The sequence below is a fragment of the Acidovorax sp. DMC1 genome (assembly GCF_056314325.1).
Genome location: NZ_JBQUYO010000007.1, coordinates 92842 through 116772 on the forward strand (window position 1 = coordinate 92842; position 23931 = coordinate 116772).

Below are 23931 nucleotides of genomic sequence, written 5' to 3' on the forward strand. Positions count from 1 at the left end.
GACATGAAGGTTCGCGTGCTGGGGTGTTCCGGCGCTATCGCCAAGGACTGTCGCACGACATCGTTCTTGATTGGTGACAGCATCTTGCTCGATGCTGGCACCGGCGTGGGTGACCTGACGCTGGAAGAGATGGGCAAGATTGACCACGTACTCCTGACACATTCCCACTTGGACCACATCGCCGCGCTGCCCCTGATGCTCGACGCGGTGTCGTCGCAGCGCCGTCACCCGGTGCAAGTGCATGCCCTGGCTGCCACCATCTCTGCGCTGCAGAAGCATGTGTTCAACAATGTCATCTGGCCTGATTTCAGTGCGATACCGTCTGCTGCATCTCCGTTTTTGCAATATCAAGCTTTTGTATGCGGTGACGTACTGAGCATCGCAGGTGTTCAGATCGAAGTGCTGCCAGCCCACCATACCGTCCCTGCCGTGGGGTTTGCGGTGGAAGGCGACACCGGCTGGTGGGTATTCAGCGGCGACACTGAACGCAATCCTGCCTTTTGGACTCGCGTCAACCTATTGTCAGTGGTTTGCTTGGTGATAGAGACGGCTTTCAGCGATCGCGAAAGCGACCTAGCCTGCCGCAGTCTTCATCTGTCCCCTGCCACCTTGGCGCAGGAACTGGCTAACGTCCCGGTAACACAGCGCTATCCCATCTACATTACGCACACGAAGCCTTCTGAGACATCGCTCATCATGAACGAGATCCGACAGCTTGAATGCACCGCCATCGAGCGTCATGGCCCTCATGACATTCGGTGGCTGGTTGCCGGGCAGACGTTGGAGATTTGATTCCGTTGCGCGCCGTTCTGACAATACTGAACGACAAAAATGTAAAACTATGAAAAGTCTTGGGTCGTTGATTGTGTGAATTCGGGCGGTCTAGTTGGGGATGGAAGCTTTTTGCATCACCTAGACTCGAAGGAGGCGTTTTCCTGGGGAACGCCTCGAAAATCGGCTTGACTCCCGATGCACTTGTACAAGGTGTGGAGGAGTTCTTACCTGTTGCTACGGCCTTTGGCTGCTCAAGTCCGAAATAGTGCTTGTTTTGGGCACCAGGCACAGCAATTGCATATCCACCTCGCATCTGCAATTTTTTTAGGAGTTCTTCATGAAGCGTTCTATCCAAAAGGGTTTTACCCTGATCGAACTGATGATCGTGGTTGCGATCATCGGTATTTTGGCTGCTGTGGCTCTGCCTGCGTACCAGGACTACACCATCCGAGCCAAGATGTCTGAGCCCACTCTGGCGTTGTCGGGCTGCCGCACCAGCGTCCAAGAACTGATCGAAGGCACCACCGCTGCAACTCTGCCAGCTGCAGATGACGAAAAGTGGGGCTGCCCAATCGGTGCCAGCGCAGAAACAAAGTATGTTGACGAATTGCATGTAACAAACACTGGCGTTGTGCGGGTTACTGTTCAAAACATCGCTGCTGTTGTTGACTCGAAGATCGTGTCTTTGGCTCCCATGAAAGATGACACGACCCTCTTCGCAAACACCGATGTTCGTACGAAGGTGTACAAATGGCGTTGTGGCAACACTACGGACGGCACCACTGTGAGCACGAAGTATTTGCCTTCTTCTTGCCGCGGTTAATACAGAGCAGTCTAAAAAACGGCGGTCTTACCGCCGTTTTTTATTTGGGCTTCCTGTTTTCTATGTCGCAACTACTTTGGGCCTTTGCCCTGCTCTGTGCATTTGTCAGTTGGCATGCTAGCGATCTGTATTACCCGTGGCTTAAGTTTCAGTCAGAGGGATGGGCAGCTGTCAGCTTACTTTTCGTGGTAGCGGCATGTGCGTTACCATCTCGAAAACACTCACGGCAGGTTGGTGTCCCTTTAGATTATCTGAGTTGGTTTTTGTTGGCACTGCCATTTGTTGCCTGCGGACATTTGCTGTTCAATCCTGAAGTGTTTTTGGGTGACGTAGCCTTAGTCACTCTATACGCCATAGGGGCCTTCGTTGCTTTGGAGCAAGGCCGTATTTCGGCGGCGCTGCATCGCAGTGGTGGCATCGAGGTCTTATGTTTGTTGTTACTCGTATCGGGCATAACCAGCGTCGCTGAAGCTCTGTATCAGTGGCTGCAACTCGACGGCTTGGGTTTCTGGGTGATTCAGTTGCCTGAGAATGTGCGCCCTTCGGGAAATTTTGCACAAGCCAATCGTATGGCATTGCATACGGCAGTAGGCATTGCGGCTGCATTTTGTCTGAATCAGCGCGGCATTCTGACCCATTGGGCTACGGCTCTGTTGGTGAGTTTTCTGGGATTGGGCGTGGCCCTCACGCAATCACGAGCAGGCTTATTGTCTGCTGTGCTGATTCTGGGTTTCTCAGTGTATTTTTGCCGAGAACGCCGCCGTTCAATGGTGTTCTATAGTGCCCTGCTTGTCGCGGTGTTTTCACTTTTCTGGGCACTGCCGACCGTTTCGTCAGCGCTGGAATTGGGGTTGATCCGCACGAGTCGTCTGGCCATGGGCTCGCGAACTTCTCTGATGCTGGGTTTTATAGACGGGGTGCTGCAGCAACCTTGGTGGGGCTACGGGCCTGGACAAATCGTGCAGGTGCAGGTGCAGCAGGCCGCTAACGCAATTCCCGTATTGGTCAGTTTTTGGTCGCATAACATTGCGTTGGATATGGCGCTTCTTTTTGGAGTACCTGTTGCCATTATCTTTGTGTTATTGATTGGGTATTTTGCAATTCGATTGATTAAAAATAGTTGGATTCAGGATAATCAATTCGTGGTTCTTGCAGTGATACCATTTGCTGTTGCTTGCAATACTGAATACCCGCATGCGTATTTAAATAGCCTGTTGCTTTTTATGTATATCATGGGCTTCGCTAGCTTTAAATTAATGGAGCAGGGGTCGGGCTTACAGAGTGAAGGGCGCGGTACGGGTGAGTTAAAGGCTGGCATAAAAAAAATAGTTACATCACTAGTTGTTTTAAGTTTTTTCGCCCTTGGTAGTGTCGTAGTTGTGGACTATTACAGGTTAGCATATTCTCTCCAAGTTGCAAGGTTTGAGGCGGCCCGTGCAGGTACGTTTCCTCCAGGCTATTCTTATCCGCAATCTCTGTTGTTGACTAATCTACAAGCCTTGATCTTCATGGTGAGGCAAAATGACTTTGCAACAATGAATTCGAAAGAAATTGAAGAATACCGGAAGGCAGCTTTCCGTAATCCCTATGAGCCTGCTTTGCGTGGCTATGCAGTTGCATCGGGACTGCATGGCGTTGCAGAAGGCTCTAAATACTCTGCAGATTCAGCATTGAAAATCCTGGAATCCTTTTATGGAAAGCACGCAAAAGATGTAGCATTGCGCAGAATAGAGTTATTGCGTAAGGAGATTCAGGAGTCTGGGGGTGTTGAATGATTGCAGTCAAAAACCGCTGGCAGGCTTCTTTTTATCATTTGCTTTTTAGTCTGGTCTTATCCGTTTGTGCTGCAATCTTGGTATTTCAGGTTTGGTATCCTGGGCATTTTGTAAAAATATCCGGCGGCCTGCAGATGTTTGCTGCCTTGGTTGCAATCGATTTTGTCATGGGCCCATTGCTTACATTAATTGTATTTTCCAAAATAAAATCGAAAAAAGAAATACTTTTTGATGTTTCTATTGTTATTTTTTTGCAGATGGGAGCTTTGGTTTACGGCGTGTGGTCTCTGGCGTCCGCTAGGCCAGCCTACCTTGTCTATGAGTACGGACAATATTCCGTAGTGCGGGAAATGGATTTGGAGGGGGCTTTTGCTAAAAAAATCCCTGCTGAATTAACAAGGGGAATTTTTTCAGCACCCCGCTATGTGGCTTTACGCCCTTTTAGTGATTCTAAGGAGCAATATCAGTACACCATGGACGCATTGTCGGGTATACCATTGGCATTCAGAACCGAGCTCTGGAGGTCCTATCAAGAGTCGCAATCTAGCGTGCTCTCCGAGGCAAAATTAGTGGCCAGCGCGCCCAATTTGCTGGAGATTTTGATTGAGAAAAAAATCTACCACGATGGTGATGTTTTATATTATTTACCGTTGCAAGGTGTTAAGGGGTTTTGGTCGGTCATTCTGAATGGCGATGCAGAAATCATTGATTTTGCAGAATGGGATCCATTGGGGGGATGATATAGCCATCAGGCAGCATAGTCTGATTTTCCTCCCCGCTTTTCCCTAACTTTTACTTCCGTGATTACCATTCCCCGATCTGCCGCCTTGCACATGTCGTAAATTGTTAAAAGGGCAATTTGTACAGCCGTCAGTGCTTCCATCTCGACCCCGGTTTGTCCTACCGTTTCCACAGTGGCTGCACATAATATGCACGAAGTGCCCGTTGTGGGGATGTTATCAGTCTCAAACTCAATAGCAACCCGCGTTATTGCAAGGGGGTGGCACAAGGGTATTAAATCGCTTGTTTTCTTGGCGGCCATGATGCCGGCGACACGGGCGATTCCCAGGACGTCACCTTTTTTGGTGGTACCCGATTCGATTAATGCTAAGGTTTCAGGCCGCATTTCGATGCGACCGGTAGCCACTGCTAATCGATGCGTAGTGGCTTTAGCGCCAACGTTAACCATGTGGGCTTTGCCTTGAGCGTCGAAGTGGGTAAGAGGCGAGGCATTGGCTGTTTCAGGGAGGACTGATGTTTTGGGGCTCATGATCTTGGCGCGCGAGCTGGGTTGCAAGCCTGTGTGAAACAATTAGAAAGTCAGTGCATCATAAGGTGATCCACCACCAAACAGCGTGTTGGGTGATGGATGACAGCAGGGAGTCCCCGAGTGTGGATATTGAATAAAAAAAGCCCGCGGATGCGATGTCTTTCTGTGTTGACCGCTCTTTCTTTCATGGCGTGCGGCGCTTTTGCTCCTGCAAGAGTTAAGGCTCAGGCTGAGCTTCCCACCCTCGGCGACTCCAGCGACCTCACCACCAGCGCCGAGCGCCGTCTGGGCGACCGCATCATCCGCGAGCTGTACAGGGACCCCGACTACGTCGATGACCCCGTTGTGGCCGACTATGTACAGGGAATCTGGCAGCCTCTCCTCTCCGCAGCCAAGTCACGTGGTGAACTCAGCGCCGAGCTTGATGAGCGCTTTGCCTGGGAAATCCTGCTGGGTCGAGACCGCACGGTGAATGCGTTTGCCCTGCCCGGCGGCTACCTAGGGGTGCATCTGGGTTTGATTGGTGTGGTGGCGACACGTGATGAACTGGCTTCCGTGTTAGCGCACGAACTGAGCCATGTGACTCAGCGCCATATCTCGCGGCTGATCACGCAGCAGAGCAAGCAGACGCCGCTACTGCTGGGGGCGATGGTGTTGGGGGCGCTTGCAGCCAGCAAAAACCCTGGCGCCACGCAGGCCCTGGTCGTAGGTGGTCATGCCTTGGCCATTCAGAACCAGCTCAATTTCTCGCGGGACATGGAGCGCGAGGCGGACCGTATTGGCTATGGGCTGATGGCCCCGGCAGGCTTCGCGCCCCAGGGCTTTGTGAGCATGTTTGAAAAGCTGCAGCAGGCCAACCGGCTCAACGACAACGGATCGTGGCCCTATTTGCGCAGCCATCCGCTGACCACAGAGCGCATGGCAGACATGCAGTCGCGCATCCCTCCGGGAGCAGCGTCTGCGCCTGGGGGCCCAACGCAGACTTCCAGCGAACATGCCATGGTGGCCGCGCGGGCGCGCGTGTTGTCCAATCCTGGGGTGGACACTTTGCGTCAGTGGATTGCGGAGCCCAAGGGCTCAGGGTTTCAGTCACAGCCGCTGCCGCGACGGGCCGCCGCGCTGTATGCGGCGGCGCTGGCAAGCAGCCAGCTGCGTGATGCAGCCAATGCGCGTCTGGTTGCCCGCCAGCTGGATGACCTGGTGCGGCAGGACCCCGCCGCTCACCGCCTGTCACGCCTGTTGGCGGCGGAGATCGAGCTGACAGCGGGCGATGCCTCTGCAGCCCTTGCGTCCATGCCAGAGGGCAACAACGCACGCAGGCCAGAGTTGGTGCTGCGTACTCAAGCCCTGTTGCGCGCCAACCGAGCAGCGGACGCCACGCAGGCGTTGCAAACCTGGGTGGCCACCCACCCCAAGGATGCGACCGTGTGGCAACTGCTCGCATCAAGCTGGCAAGCGCAAGGCCAGGCGTTGAGGGCGATTCGTGCAGAGGCCGAAGCGCAAGCCGCGCGGTATGACTATGCTGCTGCGGTAGACCGGTTCAAGGCCGGCCAAGAGATGGCCCGCCGAGGTGGACCTGCGGTGGACCACATTGAGGCTTCCATCATCGACACCCGTTTGCGCGCGATGGAGTCACTTCTTCGCGAACAGGCCGCCGAGCGCTGATTCGATGATCACGCCTAGCACCGAATAGATCAGCGAACCCAGCATCGCAGCGCCAAACCCTGCGACATGGAAGCCATCCAGCACGCTGGCCGCTGCCCAGAACATGAGCGCGTTGATGACGAAAAGAAAGAGCCCGACCGTGACGATGGTGACGGGCAAGGTAAGCACGACCAGCACCGGCCGTAACACCACATTGAACAGGCCGATCACGAAGGCCGCGATCAATGCCGAGGTGAAGCTCTTCACCTCCACACCGCTGTAGATGTAAGCCACAAACAGCAGCGATGCAGCGCTGAGCAGCCATTTCAGAAGAAGTCGCATGGCCGGAGAATAGCACTGGCCTGCACCTGTGCCATCGCTGGATGTGGCGAGCTTGCCCTCCTCAGCGGATTATTCGAGCGCCAGCACCCACAACACACCAACGCCGGTGAGCACACTGCCGAGGGTGCCCGACAGTGACGACCAGCGCCCGTCCAGACGGCCGGCGGGCTGCACGGGCTCGGACTTGGGGCGACGTGCATCCACCACGGGTGCCGCCACTGCATCACCGGCATCTGCCTGAATTTGGGCCGTGAGTTCGGCCAGCGGGCCCTTGGCCACTACCGTGGTCACCGCGCCCGAAGGTGCATGCAACGTCGGGACAATTTGTGCGAACAGCTTGTCCGCCCATTTGGTGCGCCAGTTCTCACGGGTGCTGTGGCTCACCCATTTGCTGACGCGGTGGGTCATGCGGGGTGCACACGCTACAAGCACCCAATGGGTGTTCGCGCTGGCGGGGCGCCCGCACAGGGGGGCGAGTACCTGCTGCGCGTACGCTGCGTCGTCCACATACACGATGACTTTGTCCATACCCACCTCCAAGTGTGCGGCAGGCCACAGGGGCGCGGTATGGCCCCCAGTGCTGCCTCAGATGCAATGCAATCCGCGCGAAACGGTCAGGTCAGTGCCCAGCCGGTGCAGAGCCGGAACTGGCGCGGCGAGCCAGAATGATCTTGCCCGCCAGCAAAACCAGCAGCGCGCCAGCCACGCTCGCCCCGTACTTCACGACATCGGTCACTTCGCCGGTCACGCTATCGACGGGCATCTTGAGCATCCACTGCCACTTGTCGGGGTTGGCGAGCGCCGGGTCTGTGACCAGCATGCCGCCCGCAATCCAGCCCAGCAGCATCCCGCCCAGCGTGATGATGAGGGGAAACCGCTCCATGAGCTTGATGACCAGCTGACTCCCCCAGACGATGATCGGGATAGAGATCAGCAGACCCAGCACCACCAGCAGGAACGAATGGTCGCCCGCATTCTGGGCCGCACCGGCAATGGCGATCACGTTGTCTACGCTCATGACCAGGTCGGCCACGATGATGGTCTTGATGGCGGCCAGCAGCTTGTCGCTGCCTTGCACGTCGCCATGGCCGTCTTCATCGGGGGCCAGTAGCTTCACGCCAATCCACACCAGCAGCAGTGCGCCCACGAACTTGAGGAAGGGCAGTGCCAGCAAGGTCATTGCGAAGGCGATCAGGATGACGCGCAGCACGATGGCACCGGCTGTGCCCCAAATGATGCCCTTGGTGCGCTGTGCGGGAGGCAGTTTGCGGCAGGCCAGGGCAATGACCACGGCGTTGTCGCCTCCCAGCAGGATGTCGATGATGATGATCTGGCCGAGTGCGAGCCAGAATTCGGGCGAAGCCAAAAAGTCCATAAATTCCTCAATGTCAGTGGCGCGAAACGAGGATCCTGGCGCCACTGTAGCGCCGAGTCCCCCGCAGGGATAGGGGGCTTTGGGTGACCTGGTCAAGGAAGGCTTGCCCCAGACAGGGGTGCGTTGGCAAGCGAAGGGACGGCCTTGATCAGCCCACGGTGGGCCCATCAAAGGTCTTGCTCAGTTCCACACAGGCTGGCTGTATGTGAACCCGGATCGCCGGAAGCATGGCTTCGTATTGACGACAAATCCGATGCCTTGCGCTGGCACGGCCCGACTGATGGCGGGTCGGCTGGCAAGGCGGGAGCTACTCCCCTTCGAGACAGCGATTGGAACATCCCCGGCGTGGCAGCGCAAGGGCTCGGGCGTTGTGGTTACTGCGTACTTCTGTGGGGCTGGTGAGGTGGCTGAGGCGGGCAGACGATGGATACCACCACTGCCAGCGTCCCTTGTGGCGGACCGCTATGATCCAGCCCCCTTCTCCTGCTGTAACGCTGCGCTTCTGCCCTCTCGCCCCGTTCCCATGGCTGCCATCCACATCACCGACATCGAAGCCGCCATCAATTACTGGCGCCACCGCGCGCCTGCATCGGCCGAGGGGCTGGGCCTGGCGCCTGAGGTCCAGGCCCTGGGGGAGGTCTATGCCCGCATGGTCTATGGTCATACCACGGAGATCGACGAGGACAGCCTGCCTCACTCCGCCATGGCCGCATGGCAGAGCTGGTACGACACGACACCCGACACGCCCTGCATCGCCATTTGTTCCACCAGCCAGGGCGACGATCTGTGCAAAGGCTGCGGACGCACGTTCGACGAAGTGCAATTCTGGCTATCGTTCACGCCAGCGGAAAAGCGAGGGGTGTGGCGTCGCATTACGTTGGAGCACTCGGCCTGGCGGTTCAACCGGTATGCCGAGCGGGCGGCCGAGGGGGTGACGACCCCGGGCGCCGCCAGCAGCAAGGGGGTTTAGCGCGTGGCGGGCTATGCGTCGGCCCGGCAAACCGCTAAGGTGGTGCCATGCAGCGTCTGACCCAAGCCCCGAATATCGCCATCGCCACCCTGTGGGCGGACCTGCTGTGCGAGGCGGGCATGACCGCCTCCGTTCAGCGCCAGTACCTGGGGGCCGCTGCGGGCCACCTGCCGCCCGACCAGTGCCTGCCCGAGATCTGGCTGGACCATGAAGAGCATGTTGCCCGCGCCCGGGCCTTGCTGCAGGAGCTGCAAGACCTGCCACAGCGCCACTGGGCCTGCCCCTGCGGCGAGATGGTGGAAGGCGGTTTTGAGCAATGCTGGAATTGCGGCGCGTTCATGCCGCGCGACTGACGGCATAGGACTCGTTTGCTATACATTTAATAGCTATTGAGGCTTGTTGCACTAGCGCTAGCGGGCACTTTGGCTCAAAACTCCCTTACTTCCAGCGCACCGGCTCCACATGCACGCTGCCCTGCGTGCTGCTCAGGGTGATGGCCCCTTCCTGCACGGTGGCCTGCAGCTGCATGCTGCGTTCGGCCAGTTGCGCCAGGGCCTGGGAGGCTTCGGTGGGGATGCGCCAGACCTGCAGCTTGTCTAAGCGCGAGAGCTTGCTTTCGATGCCTTTCCACCAGATTTCTGCGGCGTGGTTGAAGCAGTAGACGATCACGGAGTCCGCCTTGCTGCAGGCCTTGGTAAGCGGCTTGTCCTCAGGTTGACCCACTTCGATCCACAGGCGCTTGCGGCCCGTGAAGTCAGTGAGGGACGCATCCGGGTCGTCCGGGTCGGACAGGCCCGCGCCAAACGCCAATGTGGCGTCGCCATTGCACATGTCATTGAGCTGGTGCGCCTGCATGGCCAGGGCCGCCAGCCGCACCATCATGCGCTCGTCCGTCTCGCTGGGGTGGCGGGCCAGGGTGAGCGCATGGTCGGCGTAGTAGCCGTGGTCGATGTCGGCGATCTGCAGGTTCGCCTTGAAGATGGTGGATTTGATGGCCATGGATGTATCAAAAACAAGAGCTGCCAGCGCAAGTGTTTGCTTGCTTTGGCAGCTCCAGAGGTTTTAAATGCCCACGCAATAAGCGCGGGCAGCTATCATTTTTTTATACGCGGCGTGCCAGCTCAGCCGCCTTGCCCACGTAGCTGCCGGGCGTCATGGCCAGCAGGCGGTCCTTTTCAGCCTGGGGAATCTCCAGCGACTGGATCAACCCGTGCAGCGCCTCGGCCGTCACGGTCTTGCCGCGGGTCACTTCTTTGAGCTTTTCGTAGGCGCCTTGCACACCAAAGCGGCGCATCACCGTCTGGATGGGTTCGGCCAGCACTTCCCAGGCTGCGTCCAGGTCTTCGGCCAGCGCTTCTTCGTTGATTTCGAGTTTGTTCAGGCCGGTGAGCAGCGAGGCGTATGCCAGCGTGGCGTAGCCCAGCGCCACGCCCATGTTGCGCAGCACGGTGCTGTCGGTCAGGTCGCGCTGCCAGCGGCTGATGGGCAGCTTTTCAGACAGGTGCTTGAGCAGTGCGTTGGCCAGGCCCAGGTTGCCTTCGGCGTTCTCGAAGTCGATGGGGTTGACCTTGTGCGGCATGGTGGACGAGCCAATTTCGCCCGCCTTCAGGCGCTGCTTGAAGTAGCCCAGGCTCACATAACCCCAGATGTCGCGCGAGAGGTCGATCAGGATGGTGTTGGCACGGGCCACGGCGTCGAACAGCTCGGCCATGTAGTCGTGCGGCTCGATCTGGATCGAGTAGGGCTGGAAGGTCAGGCCCAGGCCCAGCGGTTCGGGGGTCTCAATCACCTTCTTGCTGAAGGCTTCCCAGTCGAACTCGGGCCAGGCGGACAAGTGGGCGTTGTAATTGCCCACGGCGCCGTTCATCTTGCCCATGATCTTGACGGCGGCGATCTTCTCGCAGGCCGTTTGCAGGCGCATCAGGACGTTGGCCATTTCCTTGCCCACGGTGGTGGGGCTGGCCGTCTGGCCGTGCGTGCGGCTGAGCATGGGCACGTCGGCAAAGGCGTGGGCCATTTCGCGCAGCTTGAGCATGATGCGGTCCAGGCCCGGCAGGATGACCTGGTCGCGGCCGGAACGCAGTTGTAGCGCGTGGCTGGTGTTGTTGATGTCTTCGCTGGTGCAGGCAAAGTGCACGAATTCGGAGGCCTTTTCCAGCTCAGGACGGGCTTCGAACTTGCTCTTGATCCAATATTCGACCGCCTTCACGTCGTGGTTGGTGGTCTTTTCGATCTCCTTGATGGCGGCGGCGTCAGCCTCGGAGAAGTTCTTGACCAGGCCCAGCAAGTAAGCACGTGCTCCGGTAGTGAGGGGCTTGAACTCTGCAAATCCCGCATCCGACAGCGCAATGAACCAGGCCACTTCCACCTGCACGCGGCGGTGCATGTAGCCGTGTTCGCTCATGATCGGGCGCAGGGCGGCAAGTTTGGGGGCGTAACGGCCGTCAAGCGGCGACAGGGCGGTGATGGTGGACAGGCTCATGGCGCGCCATTGTAGGCGGGGTGGGTTGGCGGGGTTTGTGGGGGCGGCGCATCAGTCAGCCTCACGCCGGGTCGCTGTCGATAGAATCAAACCCGAATTGTTCAGCATCCCCGCGCACTGGAAGACACACCATGAAATTGATCGGAGCCACCACCAGCCCCTACGTGCGCAAGGTACGTATCGTGATGGCTGAGAAAAAGCTCGACTACCAGTTCGTGCAAGAAAACGTCTGGGCAGACGACACCCACATCTCCGCATCCAACCCGCTGGGCAAGGTGCCCTGCCTGGTGATGGAAGGCGGCGAGGCCGTGTTTGACTCGCGCGTCATCGTGGAATACCTCGACACCCTGTCGCCCGTGGGCAAGCTCATCCCCTCCCAGGGCCGCGAGCGCGCAGAGGTCAAGACCTGGGAGGCGCTGGCCGACGGCGTGATGGACGCCGGCATCCTGGCCCGCCTGGAAGCCACTTGGGTCCATCGTAAGGACAGCGAACGCAGCCAGGCCTGGATCGACCGCCAATTGCTCAAGGTGAACGATGGCCTCAAGTCCATGAGCCAGGGCCTGGGTGACAAGCCCTATTGCAGCGGCATCCACCTGAGCCTGTCCGACATTGCGGTGGGTTGTGCCCTGGGCTGGCTGGAGTTCCGCTTTCCCGAGATCGCCTGGCGCAGCGAGTACCCCAACCTGGGCAAGCTGCTCGACAAGCTGATGCAGCGCCCCAGCTTCGCTGACACCAAGCCTGCCTGATCCTGTCCTGCCGCAGCGTGCGGCGGGGCTTTGTGCCGTTCGACCCTTCGCTTGCCGTATGCTCCCGGGTGTATGAACGAAATGGTTCAAAATCCACCCCTAGTCTCTGGTGCGAGGGCGACCCGCCAGCGCGCCGCACGCGAGGCCGCAGCCACCCCGGGCGCCGACCGGGTGCGCGTGAACGACCCGGACCGCACCATGGCCAACATCCTGCAGGTGGCCACGGCAGAGTTTGCCGACAAGGGCCTCGCCGGGGCGCGCATCGACGAGATCGCGGCACTGACCAGCACCAGCAAGCGCATGATCTATTACTACTTCGGTAGCAAGGAAGGTCTGTACGTGGCGGTGCTGGAGGATGCCTACCGGCGCATCCGCCGCATCGAGTCCGAGTTGCACCTCGAAGACCTGGCGCCCGAGCAGGCGCTGCGCACCCTGGTCGGCTTCACGGTGGACTACCAGCTCGCCAACCCCGACTTCATCCGCCTGGTGATGAACGAGAACATGCACCGGGGCGAGTACATCACCCAATCGGCCACGATCCAGGAACTGAACATCCCGGTCATCCATGCCGTGCGCGATGTGTACCAGCGCGGCGTGGCGGCGGGGGTTTTTCGTCCGGATGTGGACCCGGTCGATCTGCACATGTCGATCTCCGCCCTGTGCTTTTTCAACGTGGCCAACCGCCACACCTTTGGCGCGATCTTCAAGCGCTCGCTGGACACGCCTGCCGCCACGGCGCAACGCCGTGAATCGATCATTGAAATGATCGTGCGCTTTCTGCGGCCCTGATTCGCATTTCTCCGACGCATTGCGCGCCTTGACCGTGCGGTGCTCCCGGACATCGGAGCCGGGGGCGCTCTGCGTCTGGCGCCGTGCGTCCCTGCATTGCAGCCTTTCCCGCATGGCCTGACCGCCGCCAACGAGCAGGGTTTGCACCTAGATCAAATACTAACCAGTTCGTACAAAATTTAAAAACAGCAACCGATAACGACTGGAGACACCATGCTTGCACTGGCCGACCGCTGGCTCGGGCGATACACCCGCGCACTCGACATGCTTTCCGGCCTGTGCCTGGCCATCATGGTGGTGCTGGTGTTTGGCAATGTGGTGTTGCGTTACACCGCGAACTCGGGCATCACGGTGTCCGAAGAGCTGTCGCGCTGGCTGTTCGTGTGGCTGACGTTCATGGGAGCCGTGGTGGCTTTGCGGGAGCACGGACACCTGGGTACCGACGTGCTGGTGTCTCGCCTGCCTGCCGCGGGCAAAAAGGTTTGTCTGGTTCTGGCGCAGGTCGCCATGCTGTATGTCTCCTGGCTGCTGCTCAAGGGCAGTTGGGCGCAGATGGTGATCAATGCCGACACCGAAGCACCGGTCACGGGGGCATCGGTGGGCATCTTCTACGCGAGCGGTGTGCTCATGGGCGGGTCGGCCATTGCCATCCTGCTGCGTGATCTGCTGCGCACGCTGTTTGTGCCGCTGAGCGAAAACGAACTGGTCATGGTGCAGGAGAGCGAAGAACTCGCGGCGCTGCAACACCGCGCGGAAGACGCCAGTGCCACCCCTCCCTCGGTAGGCCCGCGCCGCTGATCCCCCTTTTGCACTGGAACGCGCACCATGACCGTCACCATCTTCCTGGGCTCCCTGCTGCTTGCCATGGCGATCGGCATCCCCATCGCTTACGCGCTGCTGATCTGCGGCGTGGCGCTGATGTGGCATCTGGACCTGTTCGACGCGCAGATCCTGGCGCAAAACGTGATCAATGGCGCCGACAGCTTTCCGCTGCTGGCCGTGCCTTTCTTCATGCTGGCAGGCGAGATCATGAATGTGGGCGGGCTGTCCAAGCGCATCGTGAAGCTGGCGCTCACCGTGGTGGGCCATGTCCCCGGTGGCCTGGGCTATGTGGCCATCATGGCGGCCGTGATCCTGGCGGCAGTGTCGGGCTCAGCCGTGGCGGATGCGGCCGCCTTGGCGTCGCTGTTGCTGCCCATGATGGTGGCGGCTGGGCACAACAAGGAGCGCTCGGCGGGCCTGATTGCCTCTGCCGGGATCATCGCGCCGGTCATCCCGCCCTCCATTGGTTTTGTGATCTTTGGCGTGGCCGCCAACGTGTCCATCAGCAAGCTGTTCCTGGCGGGCATTGTTCCGGGCGTGCTGCTGGGACTCTCGCTGGCGGTGACATGGTGGTGGCTGGTGCGGCGCGAGAACGTGGCTCCACCGAAGCGCGCCACGCGCGCCGAGCTGCTGCTGGCGCTGCGCGAGGCCGTGTGGGCCCTGGGCCTGCCCATCATCATCCTGGTGGGCCTGCGCATGGGCGTATTCACGCCGACAGAAGCCGCTGTGGTGGCCGCCGTCTACTCGCTATTTGTTGCCATGGTCGTGTACCGCGAACTCAGCCTACGCCAGTTGGTGGAGATCTTCCAGACCTCTGCGCGCACCAGCGCCGTGGTCATGTTCCTGGTGGCTGCCGCCATGGTGTCGGCATGGCTCATCACCGTGGCCGATCTCCCGTCTGCCGTCATCGGCATGCTGGAGCCTTTCATGGGCAACCAGACGCTGTTGCTGATCGCGATCATGGTGCTGGTCATGGTGGTGGGCACCGCGATGGACATGACGCCCACCATCCTCATCCTCACGCCCGTGCTGATGCCGGTGGTCAAGGCAGCGGGCATTGACCCGGTGTACTTCGGTGTGCTGTTCATCATCAACAACGCCATTGGCCTCATCACGCCACCCGTGGGCACCGTGCTCAACGTGGTGGCCGGGGTGGGCCGCATTTCCATGTCGCAGGTCACCCGGGGCGTCATGCCGTTCATGGTGGCGCAGTTCATTGTCATGTTCCTGCTGGTGCTGTTCCCGTCCATCGTACTCGTGCCCTTGCGCCTGCTGGGGGGCTGACACGCCCTTCCGCCCTTACCGTTCCTGCCTGCCCAAAACCCTAGGAGACCATTCCATGAAGCTGCTCAAAACCCTGCTCGCCACGGCCCTCGTCGCCGCATCGCTGCTGCCCGCCGCGCACGCGCAGGAGCGCACCATCAAGTTCGCCTTCCAGAACCAGAAGGACCACCCCCAGGCCCAGGGCGCGCAAAAGTTTGCAGACCTGGTGGCAGTCAAGACCAACGGCCGCATTGCCGTCAAGCTCTTCCCCGGTGGCACGCTGGGCGGCGACCTGCAGACCGTGTCGGCGCTGCAAGGTGGCACGGTGGAGATGACGGTGCTCAATGCCGGCATCCTGTCCGCCCAGGCCAAGGAATTCGGCATCTACGACTTCCCCTTCCTGTTCGCTACGCCCCAAGAGGCTGATGCCGTGACCGACGGCCCCTTCGGCAAGAAGCTGCTCGACAAGCTGCAGGCCAAGAACCTGATCGGCCTGGGCTACTGGGAGCTGGGCTTTCGCAACCTCACCAACAGCAAGCGTCCCATCACCAAGGCCGAGGACATTGCGGGCCTCAAGATCCGCGTGATCCAGTCGCCCATCTACATCGACATGTTCAACGCGCTGGGCGCCAACGCCGTTCCCATGCCGTTCCCCGAGCTGTACACCGCCATGGAGCAGAAGGCCGTGGACGGCCAGGAGAACCCGTTCTCCACCATCCTGTCGTCCAAGTTTGCGGAGGTGCAGAAGTACCTGACCGTCACGCGCCACATGTACAACCCCCAGGCCGTGATCGTGAGCAAGAAGTTCTGGGACAGCCTGAACCCTGCCGACCAGAAGGCGCTCACCGACGCCATGGCCGAGGCCACCACCTTCCAGCGCGGTGTGTCGCGCGTGCAGGCCAACGTGGCGCTGGAAGACCTCAAGAAGGCCGGCATGCAGGTGTCCGAGTTCTCGCCCGCCGAGCTGGACAAGCTGCGCGCCAAGGTCAAGCCCGTGGTCGAAAAGCACAGCGAAAAAGTCGGCGCCGAGACGGTGAAAGAGGTCTACGCCACGCTGGCCAAGCTGCGCGGCGGCAAGTAAGCCCCACGCTGTCCTCCTCGCACGGCCGCCCATGGCCTGGCCACGCCCGGCCGTGCATTCACCCCGCATTCCGCCCGCCCCATGAGCACCCAGCTGCTTGATCCCCCGGTCACCACACCCATGTCCACCATGTCCTCCACAAGCCCCCGCAAGGTGCTGATCGGGCTGATCGGTGCCGGCATCCAGAAGTCGCTGTCGCCCGCGCTGCACGAAGAAGAAGCACGCCACCACGGCATGCGCCTGCACTACCAGCTCATTGACCTGGACCGCTCGGCGTCCTCGGTGGAGCATCTGCCCACGCTGTTGTCAGCGGCGCGCATCATGGGCTATGCGGGCTGCAACGTGACCTACCCCTGCAAGCAGGCAGTGATCCCGCACCTCGACAGCCTGTCCGAAGAAGCGCGCGCTATGGGCGCCGTGAACACCGTGGTTATCCGTGATGGACAACTGGTGGGGCACAACACCGATGGATCGGGCTGGGCCTGGGGCTTTACCCGCGCGCTGCCCGGCGCCGACCTGCGCCGCGTGGTGCTGCTGGGCGCAGGCGGTGCGGGCGCTGCAATTGCACACGCCGTGTTGCGCCTGGGCGCCGAGCACCTGAGCATCGTCGATGCACAGCCCGAGCGCGCAGCGCAACTGGCGGCCGACGTGAATGCGCTCTACGGCGCCCGGGCCGAAGCGGCTGACATCCAAGCGGCCATGGCACAAGCCACCGGCCTGATCCACGCCACGCCCACGGGCATGGACAAACTGCCCGGCCTGCCGCTGGACGTGGCGCTGCTGCGGCCCGCGATGTGGGTGTCTGAGGTGGTGTATTTCCCGCTCGACACCGCGCTGGTGCAGGCCGCGCGCGCACTGGGCTGCCGCGTGTCGGACGGCGGCGGCATGGCCGTGGGCCAGGCTGTGGGCGCGTTCGAGCTGTTCACTGGCGAGGCGCCCGATGCCGCACGCATGGACGCGCATTTCCGCCGCCTGGTCAGTACCCGCTGATGCCAACGCCCGCAGCAAACCACAAGGAGCCAACCCCATGAGCACCCCGATGATGGCCGCCCGCGAAGCGCTGGGCGAACTGCCCAACCCCCTGGGCTTGCAGGGCGTGGAGTTCATCGAATACGCTACCAGCCGCCCGCAAGCGCTGGGCCAGGCGCTGGAGCGCATGGGCTTCCAGCCCGTGGCGCGCCACCGCTCGCGCGAGGTGCTGCTGTACCGCCAGGGCGACATGAACATCATCGTCAACGCACACCAGGATGCCGAGCGCACCGGCCTGCATGCACCGCCTGCGCTCACCGAAGCCCCCGTGCTGGCGGCCGTCGCATTCCGCGTCAGCAACGCCGCCGCAGCGTTTCGCCGTGTACTGGAGCTGGGCGCCTGGGCTGTGCACACCGAGGTCGAGGTGATGGAGCTGAACATCCCCGCCATCCACGGTGTGGGCGCGAGCCGCATCTACTTCGTGGACCGCTGGAAAGAGTTCTCCATCTACGACGTGGACTTTGTGCCCATCCCCACCGTCCACCCGCGCCCGCCCGCGCTGCAGGGCCTGCGCCTGTTCGGTGTGGTGCAGTACATCGGTCTGGGTCGCGCGGCAGACTGGATCCACTTCTACAGCGAGCTGTTCGGCTTTGCCGAGCTGGCGCCCAACCAGTCGTTTGGCGTGCTCACCCATGGCCGCATCCTGTCCAGCCCGTGCGGCACATTGCACTGGCAACTGATTGAGCCGCAGGTCGATGCACTGGATGCCGACCCCGAGGAGCTGCTGCAGCGCGTGGCCTTTGGCACGCCCGACGTGCTGGCCACTGTGAATGCACTGCGTGCGCGGGGCGTGGAGTTTGTGGAGTCGCCCACGGGCGTGCACACCGGCACGCGCGGCGCCCTCACGCGTGCCGATGCAGCATCGCCCAGCTTCGAGCTGGTGCTCGACGCGCGCTGAGCCTGGAGACCGCCCATGCGCCGATCCACCATGCAACGCAACGTCGCCGACTTCGGCATGGACACCATCAGCCTGGCCGGGCCGCTGGAGGCCAAGCTCGCTGCCGTCCAGGCCGCAGGCTTCGGTCAGATCATGCTGGCCGCGCGCGACATCGTGGGCCACCCTGCGGGCATCGAGGCCGCTGTGCACGCCGTGCGCAACAGCGGCCTGCGCGTGACGGGCTTTCAGGTGCTGCGCGATTTTGAAGGCCTCTCAGGCCACCTGCACAGCTACAAGGTGGACATTGCCAAGCAGATGATCCTGATGGCGCGCGACCTGGGTGCGCCCGTGCTGCTGGCCTGCAGCTCCACATCGTCACACGCCACGGCCGACGCCGATGCCATTGCACGGGACCTGCGCAAGCTGGCCCTGCTGGCGTTGCCGCACGGCATTCGCGTGGCGTTTGAAGGCCTCTCGTGGGGCCGCCACATCAACGAGGTGCACCAGGCCTGGGCGGCCGTGGAGCAGGCCGATTGCCCCAACCTCGGGCTGGCCATCGACTCGTACCACCAGTTCGCCACCAGCACGCCGCTCTCGGCCCTGGAGAATGTGGACCCGGCCAAGATCTACCTCGTGCAGTTGTCGGACTTCATGTGGCAGGAGACGCGCACGGTGCAGGAGCGCATCGAGACTGCGCGGCACTTTCGCGTGTTCCCCGGCGAGGGCGTGCACAGCCAGGCGCTGGCTGAGCTGGTGCGCACGCTAGACGGCATGGGCTACCAGGGCGACTACAGCTTCGAGGTCTTCAACGACGACTACCAGCAGCTGCCGCTGCCCTATGTGGCGCAACGCGCATGGAACAGCGCGCTGTGGCTGGCCGAAGGCGTGTTGCAGCGTGCCGTGCCGCTGCCGGGGCACCCGCGCATCCGTGCAGCCGCATGAAGGCTTGCACTGTTAGCTATTGGCGCGCTTCTTGAGCCAGCGCATCAGTGCTCCGACCACGGGCAGCTTCTCGTACAGCTCTTCGGCGGCATCCCAGTAGTCGCGGTGCAAGGTCACCTGGCCCTGGGCGTCCAGCACCAGGTGCGAGGCGCCGCGCACCGTCTGCGTCACGCCCTTGTGGAAGTCCTTGAAGGCGAACAAAAAGTCCCAGGTCAGAAAACACTGCTGCCCCTGCACCACGCGGCCCGTGACCACAAAACGCGGCTGCTCCAGGGCCTCGAACATGTGGGCAAAGATGCCCTGGATGGCAGGCACGCCCACCACCTCGTTGAACGGATCCTTGAAGCGCGCCTGGGGCGCGTAGAACTGGCCGATCGTCGCCACATCGGCGGGCGACAGGTTTTCAAAAAACGCAATGACGCGCGTGACGGCTTCTTCGGTAGCGGGGGCGGTGTAAGGGGGTTGCATGGAAACTCAGAGTCCCGTGAACTTGCGGACGGCTGGAAAGTACCACCGGTAGGGCAGCAGCCGCAGCAGCTTCATCACGCGCGTAAAGCGCTTGGGGAAGTGAATATCGAACTGCCCGCGCGCCCAGCCCTGCAGGATGGCGTCGGCTGCCGCTTCGGGGGAGATGAGCGCAGGCATGGTGAAGTCGTTGCCCGCCGTGAGCGGCGTGGCCACAAAGCCGGGGTTAATCACGCTCACGCCCAGGCCCAGGTCGTGCAGGTCCAGGTACAGCGCCTCGGCCAGGTTGATGAGCGCGGCCTTGGTGGGCCCGTAGGCCAGGCTCTTGGGCAGGCCCCGGAACCCCGCCACGCTGCTGATCAGGCTCACATGCCCAGGGTGCCCCGTCTGGGCCGCAGTGAGCATGGCGGGCAGCACGGCGGCCAGCACATGCAGTGCGCCGTTGTAGTTGATCTGCTCGTGGCGCAGCATCACGGTCAGGTCGAAGTCGGTCGCGCGCATGTCGCGGTAGTAGCCCGCGCAGTAGCACACCAGGTCGGGCACGCCGTCCGCCAGCACCTGCGCGGCGGCGGCTTGTACCTGGGCAGGTTCAGCCGTGTCAAAAGCCAGCGCGGTGCTGCCGGGGTGCTGCACCACAAAGGCGTTCAGCGCATCGCTGCTCCGGGCCGAGACGATGACTTGCGCGCCGCGCGCATGCAGCGCTGCCGCCGTGGCCCGGCCAATGCCGCTGCTGGCTCCGATGAGCCAGGCCCGGCGACCCTTCCAGTCGCGCAAGGGAGGGTTGAGTTTCATGGTGCGCGCTTGGTGAAGGACAAGGTGATCTCGCCAAGCCGCACGCCGAACTTGCTCATGGTGGCGCGGTTGAGCATCACGCGATCATCGATGAGGTACATCCAGTCGTCCAGGTCCACGTTGTAGACCTTGCCGTCCACGGGCAGGGCCAGCGTGTAGTTCCAGCGGAAGGCGTTGCCGCGCGTCTGCCCGTTGGCCGTGCCCACCACATCGTCGGCGGTGCCGGTGTAGCGGCCGTCGGCATGTTTGGTCAGGCGCCAGATGCGGCGCTGCGTGGTGCCGTCGGAATAGGTGAAGGCTTCGTCCAGCACGCCCTCGTTGCCCTTCCAGCTGCAGTCCATCACCACGGTGAAGCGTTTGACGATCTGCCCGCTGCGGTCCTGGAAGATTCCGTAGGCGTCGATCTTGCCGTTGAAGTACTGGGCCAGGTCCAGCACCGGTTTTTCGCTGGCGTAGCCATCGAGGTTCTGGCTGGCGCAGCCGGACAAGACCACAGGTGCGGCCACGGCGGCGGAGAGGAGAAGGCGTCTTTGCATGTTGGGCATCCCTTGAAAAATCAGGCACTGGCCGCGCCGCGCGCAGGCCGAAGCACCAGCCAATACAGCGCCGCCGCTGCCAGCAGCTTGAGCGCGCAGGGCAGCACGGCGTAGGCCAGCCCCAGGGTGTGCAGGCCGTCGTCGCTGCGTGTGCCTGGCGTGTAGCCCCACCAGCCTAGCAGCGGCAGCGCCAGGCCTGCGGCCAGCGCCAGGTTGAGCTTGGTGGCAAAGTTCCACCAGCCAAAGTAAGCGCCCTCGTGCTGGCCGCTGTCGCCCTCGGCGGCAATCACGCCCGCCAGCAGGGCGCTGGGCAGGGCCAGGTCGGTGCCCAGGGCCACGCCCGACAGCGCACAGACGATGAGGAATGGCACCACATCGCCCGCACCCAGGAACGCCGTCCACACAAACACCGCAATCGCCAGCAGCATGCCGGCCAGCCAGGTGCGCGCCAGACCCCAGCGCGCCACGGCGCGCAGCCACAGCGGGATGGACAGCGCCGCGCAGACGAAATAAGCGGCCAGGAACATCGGCTCCTGCGCGGGCGGGGCCTGCAGGCGGTCCTGAATGAAGAACAGTACCAGCGTGGCGGGGATGGCGCTGGCAATGCCGTTGAGCATGAACACCGCCAGCAAGCGGCGGAAGGCGGGCCGCCCCCAGGGCCGCCACAGGCTGGCACGTTGGGGCGGGCGGTACACGCCGGCCACGGCGCCCGCGTGGCCTGTGGGGCGCGGCGCGCGCGTCCACGCCCACCAGCCCAGCAGCAAGGTGAGTGCAAACACGCTGAGCATGACTGGCAGGCCCAGCAGTGCGGGCAGCACCGAGGCGGTGACTACTCCCACCAGCGCTGCGCCCTCGCGCCAGGCCACGATGCGGCCGCGCTGCAGCTCGTCGCCGCCCAGCCGCGCGCCCCAGGACTGATGCGCAATCCCCAACTGGCTGTAGGCGGTGTAGGTGATGAGCAGCGCCACCAGCGCCCAGGCGATGAGCGCGTCGGCCCCGCGCACCTGCGGGAAGAACAGGCTGGTCAGCCCCAGTGCCAGCACCACGGCAGACACCGCGCCCACCGCCAGCACGGCGCGCACCGAGCGGCCAAAAAGGTAGTCCGACAGGCGGCCCAGCAGCGGGTCGGACACCGCATCCAACAGCCTTGCCGCCAGCAGCACCGACCCCAGCGTGGCCAGTGGCATGCCGAACTCGCGGGCGTAGTGGTTGGGCAGCAGCACATACAGCGGCAGTGCGACGAACGCCAGCGGCAGGCCCAGCAGCCCATAAGCCAAGCCTTGGCCAGCGCGAATGGGCGGGGTGGTGGTCATTGCTGCCCTTGGCCCGCTGTGCGGGTGGCGGCGATCAGCTCTTGCCGCAGTCCGGGCTCGGAGGTCTGTGGCGACAGCCAGATGCCGAAGAACAGGCGCGAGAACTCGGCGTCAGGCACTTCGCCAACCACCCGCCCGCCCATCTTGAATACGGCGCCCGCGCCGGGCTGGTACAGGCCCAGCAGCCGGTCGCCGGCCTTCACATCCGGCAGCGCGGCGGTCAGTGCCTGCTGCCAGCGCGCGGCCTGCTGCGGCGTGAAGCTGCCCACGCGGCGCATCTCTTCGATGGAGCGCTTGGCAATGGCCTCGGCCGAAAAATCGCGGTGGTAGGTCAGCTCCAGCGCCAGGGGGTGGGCGGCGTAGTTGTCGGCATCAAAACCGGGCTGCACCCATAGCCGCGCACGGTAGATATCAAACCCCAGAAACCGCAGCACGCCCTGGCCCACCAGGCGGGCCCCCGACAGCGGGGCTGCTGCGGCTGCGCTGGCCTCTGCAACCTGCGCCAGCGCGGTTTGAGGGCCAAAAGCCATCAATGCGCTAGTGAATATTGCGGTGGCAGCTATATTTTTCATAGCAGTCATCAGTCCTTGGCCAGGGTGTACTGCACCAGGTCGATGTTGCTCATCGCAAACGCCGCCTCGCAATACGCCAGATAGAACTCCCAGATGTGCATGAAGCGCTCGTCAAAGCCCAGCTGCAGAATCTGCGTGCGCTGCGCGAGGAAGCGCTCGCGCCACCGCTTGAGGGTTTCGGCGTAGTCCTGGCCAAACGCAAACTCGTCGACCACGCGCAGGCCTGCGGCCTCGGCTTCGCGGCGGAACTCGCGCGGGCAGGGCAGGCAGCCGCCGGGGAAGATGTATTGCTGGATGAAGTCGGTGGAACTGATGTAGCGGTCGAACAGGCTGTCGTCGATGACGATGCTCTGGATGCAGGCCTTGCCGCCGGGCTTGAGCAGCCGGTTCACCGACTGGAAGTAGGTGGGCCAGTATTCGCGGCCCACGGCCTCGACCATCTCGATGGAGCAGATGGCGTCGTACGGGCCGTCCTGGATGTCGCGGTAGTCCTGCAGGCGCAGGTCGGCACGCTCAGCCACCCCCTGCTGCGCCATGCGCTTTTGCGCAAACGCGAGCTGCTCGGTGGACAGCGTCACCCCCGTCAGGCGGGCGCCGAATTCGACGGTCGCCATCTCGGCCAGCGCGCCCCAGCCGCAGCCGATCTCCAGCACGCGGTCGCCCGCCTGCACGCCGGCCATGCGCAACGCGCGGCGCACTTTGGCGTGCTGGGCCTTGCGCATGTCGCCGCCCGCATCGCCCTCGAACCAGGCGGACGAATAGTTCATCGTGTCGTCCAGCCAGAGTTCGTAGAACGCATTGCCCAGGTCGTAGTGGGCGTGGATGTTCTTCTGGCTGTTGGCGCGGGTGTTGCGGTTGAGCAAATGCTTGATGCGGTACAGCAGGCGGCCCGCCCAGGTGCCGTAGATCACGCCTTCGACCTGCTGGCGATTGGCGATGAAGAGCTTGAGCAGGTCGGTCAGGTGCGGCGTGGTCCAGTCGCCCGCTATGTAGCTCTCGGCAAAGCCGATGTCGCCCGACTTGAGGGCGGCGCTGCACACGTTCCAGTTCTTGAGCGTGATCGCGGCCGAGGGGCCGTTCCCGTGGCCGAAGTGCTGCAGGGTGCCGTCGGGCAGCTGCACCGTGAGGTGACCGTGCTGCAGCTTGTGCAGCAGCTTGAGCGCCGTGCGGGCGGCAGCAGGGGTGCCTGCGGGCAGGGCTTGGGCAGAGCGGGGGGCGGTGGTGGAGTTCATGGCGGTCTCGTTCGTCA

General features: G+C 62.1%; 27 protein-coding genes. 15 read left to right on the forward strand and 12 right to left on the reverse strand.

Going from position 1 to position 23931, the window contains the following annotated elements; all coding sequences use genetic code 11:
- Nucleotides 1–3 precede the first annotated feature (3 nt).
- The 4 genes from ACT531_RS15285 (at nucleotide 4) to ACT531_RS15300 (ending at nucleotide 4112) form a co-directional block, all read left to right on the forward strand.
- Nucleotides 4–792: an MBL fold metallo-hydrolase gene (locus tag ACT531_RS15285; RefSeq protein WP_476017955.1), complete on the forward strand. Its 789-nt coding sequence runs from the start codon at nucleotides 4–6 to the stop codon at nucleotides 790–792.
- Nucleotides 793–1111: 319 nt separating this feature from the next.
- Nucleotides 1112–1597: a pilin gene (locus ACT531_RS15290; RefSeq protein WP_476017956.1), complete on the forward strand. Its 486-nt coding sequence runs from the start codon at nucleotides 1112–1114 to the stop codon at nucleotides 1595–1597.
- Nucleotides 1525–3372: an O-antigen ligase family protein gene (locus ACT531_RS15295; protein ID WP_476017957.1), complete on the forward strand. Its 1848-nt coding sequence runs from the start codon at nucleotides 1525–1527 to the stop codon at nucleotides 3370–3372. The genes ACT531_RS15290 and ACT531_RS15295 overlap by 73 nt, the downstream gene beginning before the upstream one ends.
- A complete protein-coding gene (locus tag ACT531_RS15300) occupies nucleotides 3369–4112 on the forward strand; it encodes a hypothetical protein (RefSeq protein ID WP_476017958.1) in 744 nt (247 codons plus the stop codon). The genes ACT531_RS15295 and ACT531_RS15300 overlap by 4 nt, the downstream gene beginning before the upstream one ends.
- 8 nt (nucleotides 4113–4120) lie before the next feature.
- On the opposite strand, the gene moaC is transcribed toward ACT531_RS15300, so the two are convergent.
- Nucleotides 4121–4642, reverse strand: a complete 522-nt coding sequence (moaC, locus tag ACT531_RS15305) for a cyclic pyranopterin monophosphate synthase MoaC (RefSeq protein ID WP_476017959.1) — start codon at nucleotides 4640–4642, stop codon at nucleotides 4121–4123.
- Between the two features lie 186 nt (nucleotides 4643–4828).
- Here moaC and ACT531_RS15310 point away from each other — a divergent pair, with 186 nt between their 5' ends.
- Nucleotides 4829–6307: a M48 family metalloprotease gene (locus tag ACT531_RS15310; protein ID WP_476018071.1), complete on the forward strand. Its 1479-nt coding sequence runs from the start codon at nucleotides 4829–4831 to the stop codon at nucleotides 6305–6307.
- Here ACT531_RS15310 and ACT531_RS15315 read toward each other — a convergent pair.
- The 3 genes from ACT531_RS15315 to ACT531_RS15325 form a co-directional block, all read right to left on the reverse strand.
- Nucleotides 6275–6628, reverse strand: coding sequence for a phage holin family protein (locus ACT531_RS15315; RefSeq protein WP_422848110.1), 354 nt, complete (start codon nucleotides 6626–6628; stop codon nucleotides 6275–6277). The two genes, ACT531_RS15310 and ACT531_RS15315, sit on opposite strands and share 33 nt — an antisense overlap.
- Before the next feature lie 69 nt (nucleotides 6629–6697).
- The gene (locus ACT531_RS15320) at nucleotides 6698–7156 is read right to left on the reverse strand and encodes a hypothetical protein (protein WP_476017960.1); all 459 of its coding nucleotides are present in this window, start codon (nucleotides 7154–7156) and stop codon (nucleotides 6698–6700) included.
- Nucleotides 7157–7247: 91 nt separating this feature from the next.
- Nucleotides 7248–8003: a TerC family protein gene (locus ACT531_RS15325; protein WP_060984482.1), complete on the reverse strand. Its 756-nt coding sequence runs from the start codon at nucleotides 8001–8003 to the stop codon at nucleotides 7248–7250.
- Nucleotides 8004–8526: 523 nt separating this feature from the next.
- Here ACT531_RS15325 and ACT531_RS15330 point away from each other — a divergent pair.
- Nucleotides 8527–8973, forward strand: a complete 447-nt coding sequence (locus ACT531_RS15330) for a DUF3717 domain-containing protein (protein WP_476017961.1) — start codon at nucleotides 8527–8529, stop codon at nucleotides 8971–8973.
- A gap of 47 nt (nucleotides 8974–9020) precedes the next feature.
- Nucleotides 9021–9326 carry a putative signal transducing protein gene (locus tag ACT531_RS15335; protein ID WP_476017962.1) on the forward strand — a complete coding sequence of 102 codons (306 nt, stop codon included), beginning with the start codon at nucleotides 9021–9023 and terminating at the stop codon, nucleotides 9324–9326.
- 85 nt (nucleotides 9327–9411) lie between these two features.
- Here the strand turns inward: ACT531_RS15335 and ACT531_RS15340 are convergent, their stop codons facing one another.
- Nucleotides 9412–9972 carry a YaeQ family protein gene (locus ACT531_RS15340; protein ID WP_476017963.1) on the reverse strand — a complete coding sequence of 187 codons (561 nt, stop codon included), beginning with the start codon at nucleotides 9970–9972 and terminating at the stop codon, nucleotides 9412–9414.
- A gap of 103 nt (nucleotides 9973–10075) precedes the next feature.
- The gene (gene purB / locus ACT531_RS15345; RefSeq protein WP_209816827.1) at nucleotides 10076–11455 is read right to left on the reverse strand and encodes an adenylosuccinate lyase; all 1380 of its coding nucleotides are present in this window, start codon (nucleotides 11453–11455) and stop codon (nucleotides 10076–10078) included.
- Nucleotides 11456–11586: 131 nt separating this feature from the next.
- On the opposite strand from purB, the gene ACT531_RS15350 reads away from it, so the two are divergent.
- The 8 genes from ACT531_RS15350 (at nucleotide 11587) to ACT531_RS15385 (ending at nucleotide 19004) form a co-directional block, all read left to right on the forward strand.
- The gene (locus ACT531_RS15350) at nucleotides 11587–12201 is read left to right on the forward strand and encodes a glutathione S-transferase N-terminal domain-containing protein (protein WP_476017964.1); all 615 of its coding nucleotides are present in this window, start codon (nucleotides 11587–11589) and stop codon (nucleotides 12199–12201) included.
- 72 nt (nucleotides 12202–12273) lie between these two features.
- Entirely contained in the window at nucleotides 12274–12990 is a 717-nt protein-coding gene (locus ACT531_RS15355) for a TetR/AcrR family transcriptional regulator (protein WP_476017965.1), read from the forward strand.
- 213 nt (nucleotides 12991–13203) lie between these two features.
- Nucleotides 13204–13788 (forward strand): TRAP transporter small permease, encoded by a 585-nt coding sequence (locus tag ACT531_RS15360; RefSeq protein ID WP_110960783.1) that lies wholly within the window; start codon nucleotides 13204–13206, stop codon nucleotides 13786–13788.
- Between the two features lie 27 nt (nucleotides 13789–13815).
- Entirely contained in the window at nucleotides 13816–15096 is a 1281-nt protein-coding gene (locus ACT531_RS15365; protein ID WP_476017966.1) for a TRAP transporter large permease, read from the forward strand.
- Between the two features lie 55 nt (nucleotides 15097–15151).
- The gene (locus tag ACT531_RS15370) at nucleotides 15152–16156 is read left to right on the forward strand and encodes a TRAP transporter substrate-binding protein (protein WP_476017967.1); all 1005 of its coding nucleotides are present in this window, start codon (nucleotides 15152–15154) and stop codon (nucleotides 16154–16156) included.
- A gap of 129 nt (nucleotides 16157–16285) precedes the next feature.
- Nucleotides 16286–17146: a shikimate dehydrogenase gene (locus ACT531_RS15375; RefSeq protein WP_043567043.1), complete on the forward strand. Its 861-nt coding sequence runs from the start codon at nucleotides 16286–16288 to the stop codon at nucleotides 17144–17146.
- A gap of 37 nt (nucleotides 17147–17183) precedes the next feature.
- Nucleotides 17184–18083 (forward strand): VOC family protein, encoded by a 900-nt coding sequence (locus tag ACT531_RS15380; RefSeq protein ID WP_110960786.1) that lies wholly within the window; start codon nucleotides 17184–17186, stop codon nucleotides 18081–18083.
- 15 nt (nucleotides 18084–18098) lie between these two features.
- Nucleotides 18099–19004 carry a sugar phosphate isomerase/epimerase family protein gene (locus ACT531_RS15385; RefSeq protein ID WP_422848098.1) on the forward strand — a complete coding sequence of 302 codons (906 nt, stop codon included), beginning with the start codon at nucleotides 18099–18101 and terminating at the stop codon, nucleotides 19002–19004.
- A gap of 12 nt (nucleotides 19005–19016) precedes the next feature.
- Here the strand turns inward: ACT531_RS15385 and ACT531_RS15390 are convergent, their stop codons facing one another.
- Genes ACT531_RS15390 through ACT531_RS15415 form a run of 6 tightly spaced genes read right to left on the reverse strand, consistent with a single transcriptional unit; the run spans nucleotide 19017 to nucleotide 23914 of the window.
- Nucleotides 19017–19472, reverse strand: a complete 456-nt coding sequence (locus ACT531_RS15390; protein ID WP_015016267.1) for a nuclear transport factor 2 family protein — start codon at nucleotides 19470–19472, stop codon at nucleotides 19017–19019.
- Nucleotides 19473–19478: 6 nt separating this feature from the next.
- On the reverse strand, nucleotides 19479–20261 hold the full coding sequence (locus ACT531_RS15395) for an SDR family NAD(P)-dependent oxidoreductase (RefSeq protein ID WP_309828060.1): 783 nt from the start codon (nucleotides 20259–20261) through the stop codon (nucleotides 19479–19481).
- A complete protein-coding gene (locus tag ACT531_RS15400) occupies nucleotides 20258–20797 on the reverse strand; it encodes a DUF3833 domain-containing protein (RefSeq protein WP_210436207.1) in 540 nt (179 codons plus the stop codon). The genes ACT531_RS15395 and ACT531_RS15400 overlap by 4 nt, the downstream gene beginning before the upstream one ends.
- Before the next feature lie 20 nt (nucleotides 20798–20817).
- Nucleotides 20818–22110 carry an MFS transporter gene (locus ACT531_RS15405; protein WP_476017968.1) on the reverse strand — a complete coding sequence of 431 codons (1293 nt, stop codon included), beginning with the start codon at nucleotides 22108–22110 and terminating at the stop codon, nucleotides 20818–20820.
- Nucleotides 22107–22640 (reverse strand): chalcone isomerase family protein, encoded by a 534-nt coding sequence (locus ACT531_RS15410; protein ID WP_476018072.1) that lies wholly within the window; start codon nucleotides 22638–22640, stop codon nucleotides 22107–22109. Before ACT531_RS15410 ends, ACT531_RS15405 begins: the two co-directional genes overlap by 4 nt.
- Before the next feature lie 50 nt (nucleotides 22641–22690).
- Nucleotides 22691–23914, reverse strand: a complete 1224-nt coding sequence (locus ACT531_RS15415; RefSeq protein WP_476017969.1) for a class I SAM-dependent methyltransferase — start codon at nucleotides 23912–23914, stop codon at nucleotides 22691–22693.
- Between the last annotated feature and the right edge of the window lie 17 nt (nucleotides 23915–23931).

Excerpts from the sequence above, each read along its gene's own strand:
- ACT531_RS15415 (WP_476017969.1), bottom strand. The coding sequence starts at position 23,914 with ATGAACTCCACCACCGCCCCCCGCTCTGCCCAAGCCCTGCCCGCAGGC.
- ACT531_RS15300 (WP_476017958.1), top strand. The coding sequence starts at position 3,369 with ATGATTGCAGTCAAAAACCGCTGGCAGGCTTCTTTTTATCATTTGCTT.
- ACT531_RS15375 (WP_043567043.1), top strand. The coding sequence starts at position 16,286 with ATGTCCTCCACAAGCCCCCGCAAGGTGCTGATCGGGCTGATCGGTGCC.
- ACT531_RS15370 (WP_476017967.1), top strand. The coding sequence starts at position 15,152 with ATGAAGCTGCTCAAAACCCTGCTCGCCACGGCCCTCGTCGCCGCATCG.
- ACT531_RS15310 (WP_476018071.1), top strand. The coding sequence starts at position 4,829 with ATGGCGTGCGGCGCTTTTGCTCCTGCAAGAGTTAAGGCTCAGGCTGAG.
- ACT531_RS15295 (WP_476017957.1), top strand. The coding sequence starts at position 1,525 with ATGGCGTTGTGGCAACACTACGGACGGCACCACTGTGAGCACGAAGTA.
- moaC (WP_476017959.1), bottom strand. The coding sequence starts at position 4,642 with ATGAGCCCCAAAACATCAGTCCTCCCTGAAACAGCCAATGCCTCGCCT.
- ACT531_RS15390 (WP_015016267.1), bottom strand. The coding sequence starts at position 19,472 with ATGCAACCCCCTTACACCGCCCCCGCTACCGAAGAAGCCGTCACGCGC.
- ACT531_RS15285 (WP_476017955.1), top strand. The coding sequence starts at position 4 with ATGAAGGTTCGCGTGCTGGGGTGTTCCGGCGCTATCGCCAAGGACTGT.
- ACT531_RS15395 (WP_309828060.1), bottom strand. The coding sequence starts at position 20,261 with ATGAAACTCAACCCTCCCTTGCGCGACTGGAAGGGTCGCCGGGCCTGG.
- ACT531_RS15365 (WP_476017966.1), top strand. The coding sequence starts at position 13,816 with ATGACCGTCACCATCTTCCTGGGCTCCCTGCTGCTTGCCATGGCGATC.
- ACT531_RS15380 (WP_110960786.1), top strand. The coding sequence starts at position 17,184 with ATGAGCACCCCGATGATGGCCGCCCGCGAAGCGCTGGGCGAACTGCCC.
- ACT531_RS15320 (WP_476017960.1), bottom strand. The coding sequence starts at position 7,156 with ATGGACAAAGTCATCGTGTATGTGGACGACGCAGCGTACGCGCAGCAG.
- ACT531_RS15290 (WP_476017956.1), top strand. The coding sequence starts at position 1,112 with ATGAAGCGTTCTATCCAAAAGGGTTTTACCCTGATCGAACTGATGATC.
- ACT531_RS15335 (WP_476017962.1), top strand. The coding sequence starts at position 9,021 with ATGCAGCGTCTGACCCAAGCCCCGAATATCGCCATCGCCACCCTGTGG.
- ACT531_RS15360 (WP_110960783.1), top strand. The coding sequence starts at position 13,204 with ATGCTTGCACTGGCCGACCGCTGGCTCGGGCGATACACCCGCGCACTC.
- ACT531_RS15325 (WP_060984482.1), bottom strand. The coding sequence starts at position 8,003 with ATGGACTTTTTGGCTTCGCCCGAATTCTGGCTCGCACTCGGCCAGATC.
- ACT531_RS15410 (WP_476018072.1), bottom strand. The coding sequence starts at position 22,640 with ATGGCTTTTGGCCCTCAAACCGCGCTGGCGCAGGTTGCAGAGGCCAGC.
- ACT531_RS15400 (WP_210436207.1), bottom strand. The coding sequence starts at position 20,797 with ATGCAAAGACGCCTTCTCCTCTCCGCCGCCGTGGCCGCACCTGTGGTC.
- ACT531_RS15405 (WP_476017968.1), bottom strand. The coding sequence starts at position 22,110 with ATGACCACCACCCCGCCCATTCGCGCTGGCCAAGGCTTGGCTTATGGG.
- ACT531_RS15385 (WP_422848098.1), top strand. The coding sequence starts at position 18,099 with ATGCGCCGATCCACCATGCAACGCAACGTCGCCGACTTCGGCATGGAC.
- purB (WP_209816827.1), bottom strand. The coding sequence starts at position 11,455 with ATGAGCCTGTCCACCATCACCGCCCTGTCGCCGCTTGACGGCCGTTAC.
- ACT531_RS15315 (WP_422848110.1), bottom strand. The coding sequence starts at position 6,628 with ATGCGACTTCTTCTGAAATGGCTGCTCAGCGCTGCATCGCTGCTGTTT.
- ACT531_RS15330 (WP_476017961.1), top strand. The coding sequence starts at position 8,527 with ATGGCTGCCATCCACATCACCGACATCGAAGCCGCCATCAATTACTGG.
- ACT531_RS15340 (WP_476017963.1), bottom strand. The coding sequence starts at position 9,972 with ATGGCCATCAAATCCACCATCTTCAAGGCGAACCTGCAGATCGCCGAC.
- ACT531_RS15350 (WP_476017964.1), top strand. The coding sequence starts at position 11,587 with ATGAAATTGATCGGAGCCACCACCAGCCCCTACGTGCGCAAGGTACGT.
- ACT531_RS15355 (WP_476017965.1), top strand. The coding sequence starts at position 12,274 with ATGAACGAAATGGTTCAAAATCCACCCCTAGTCTCTGGTGCGAGGGCG.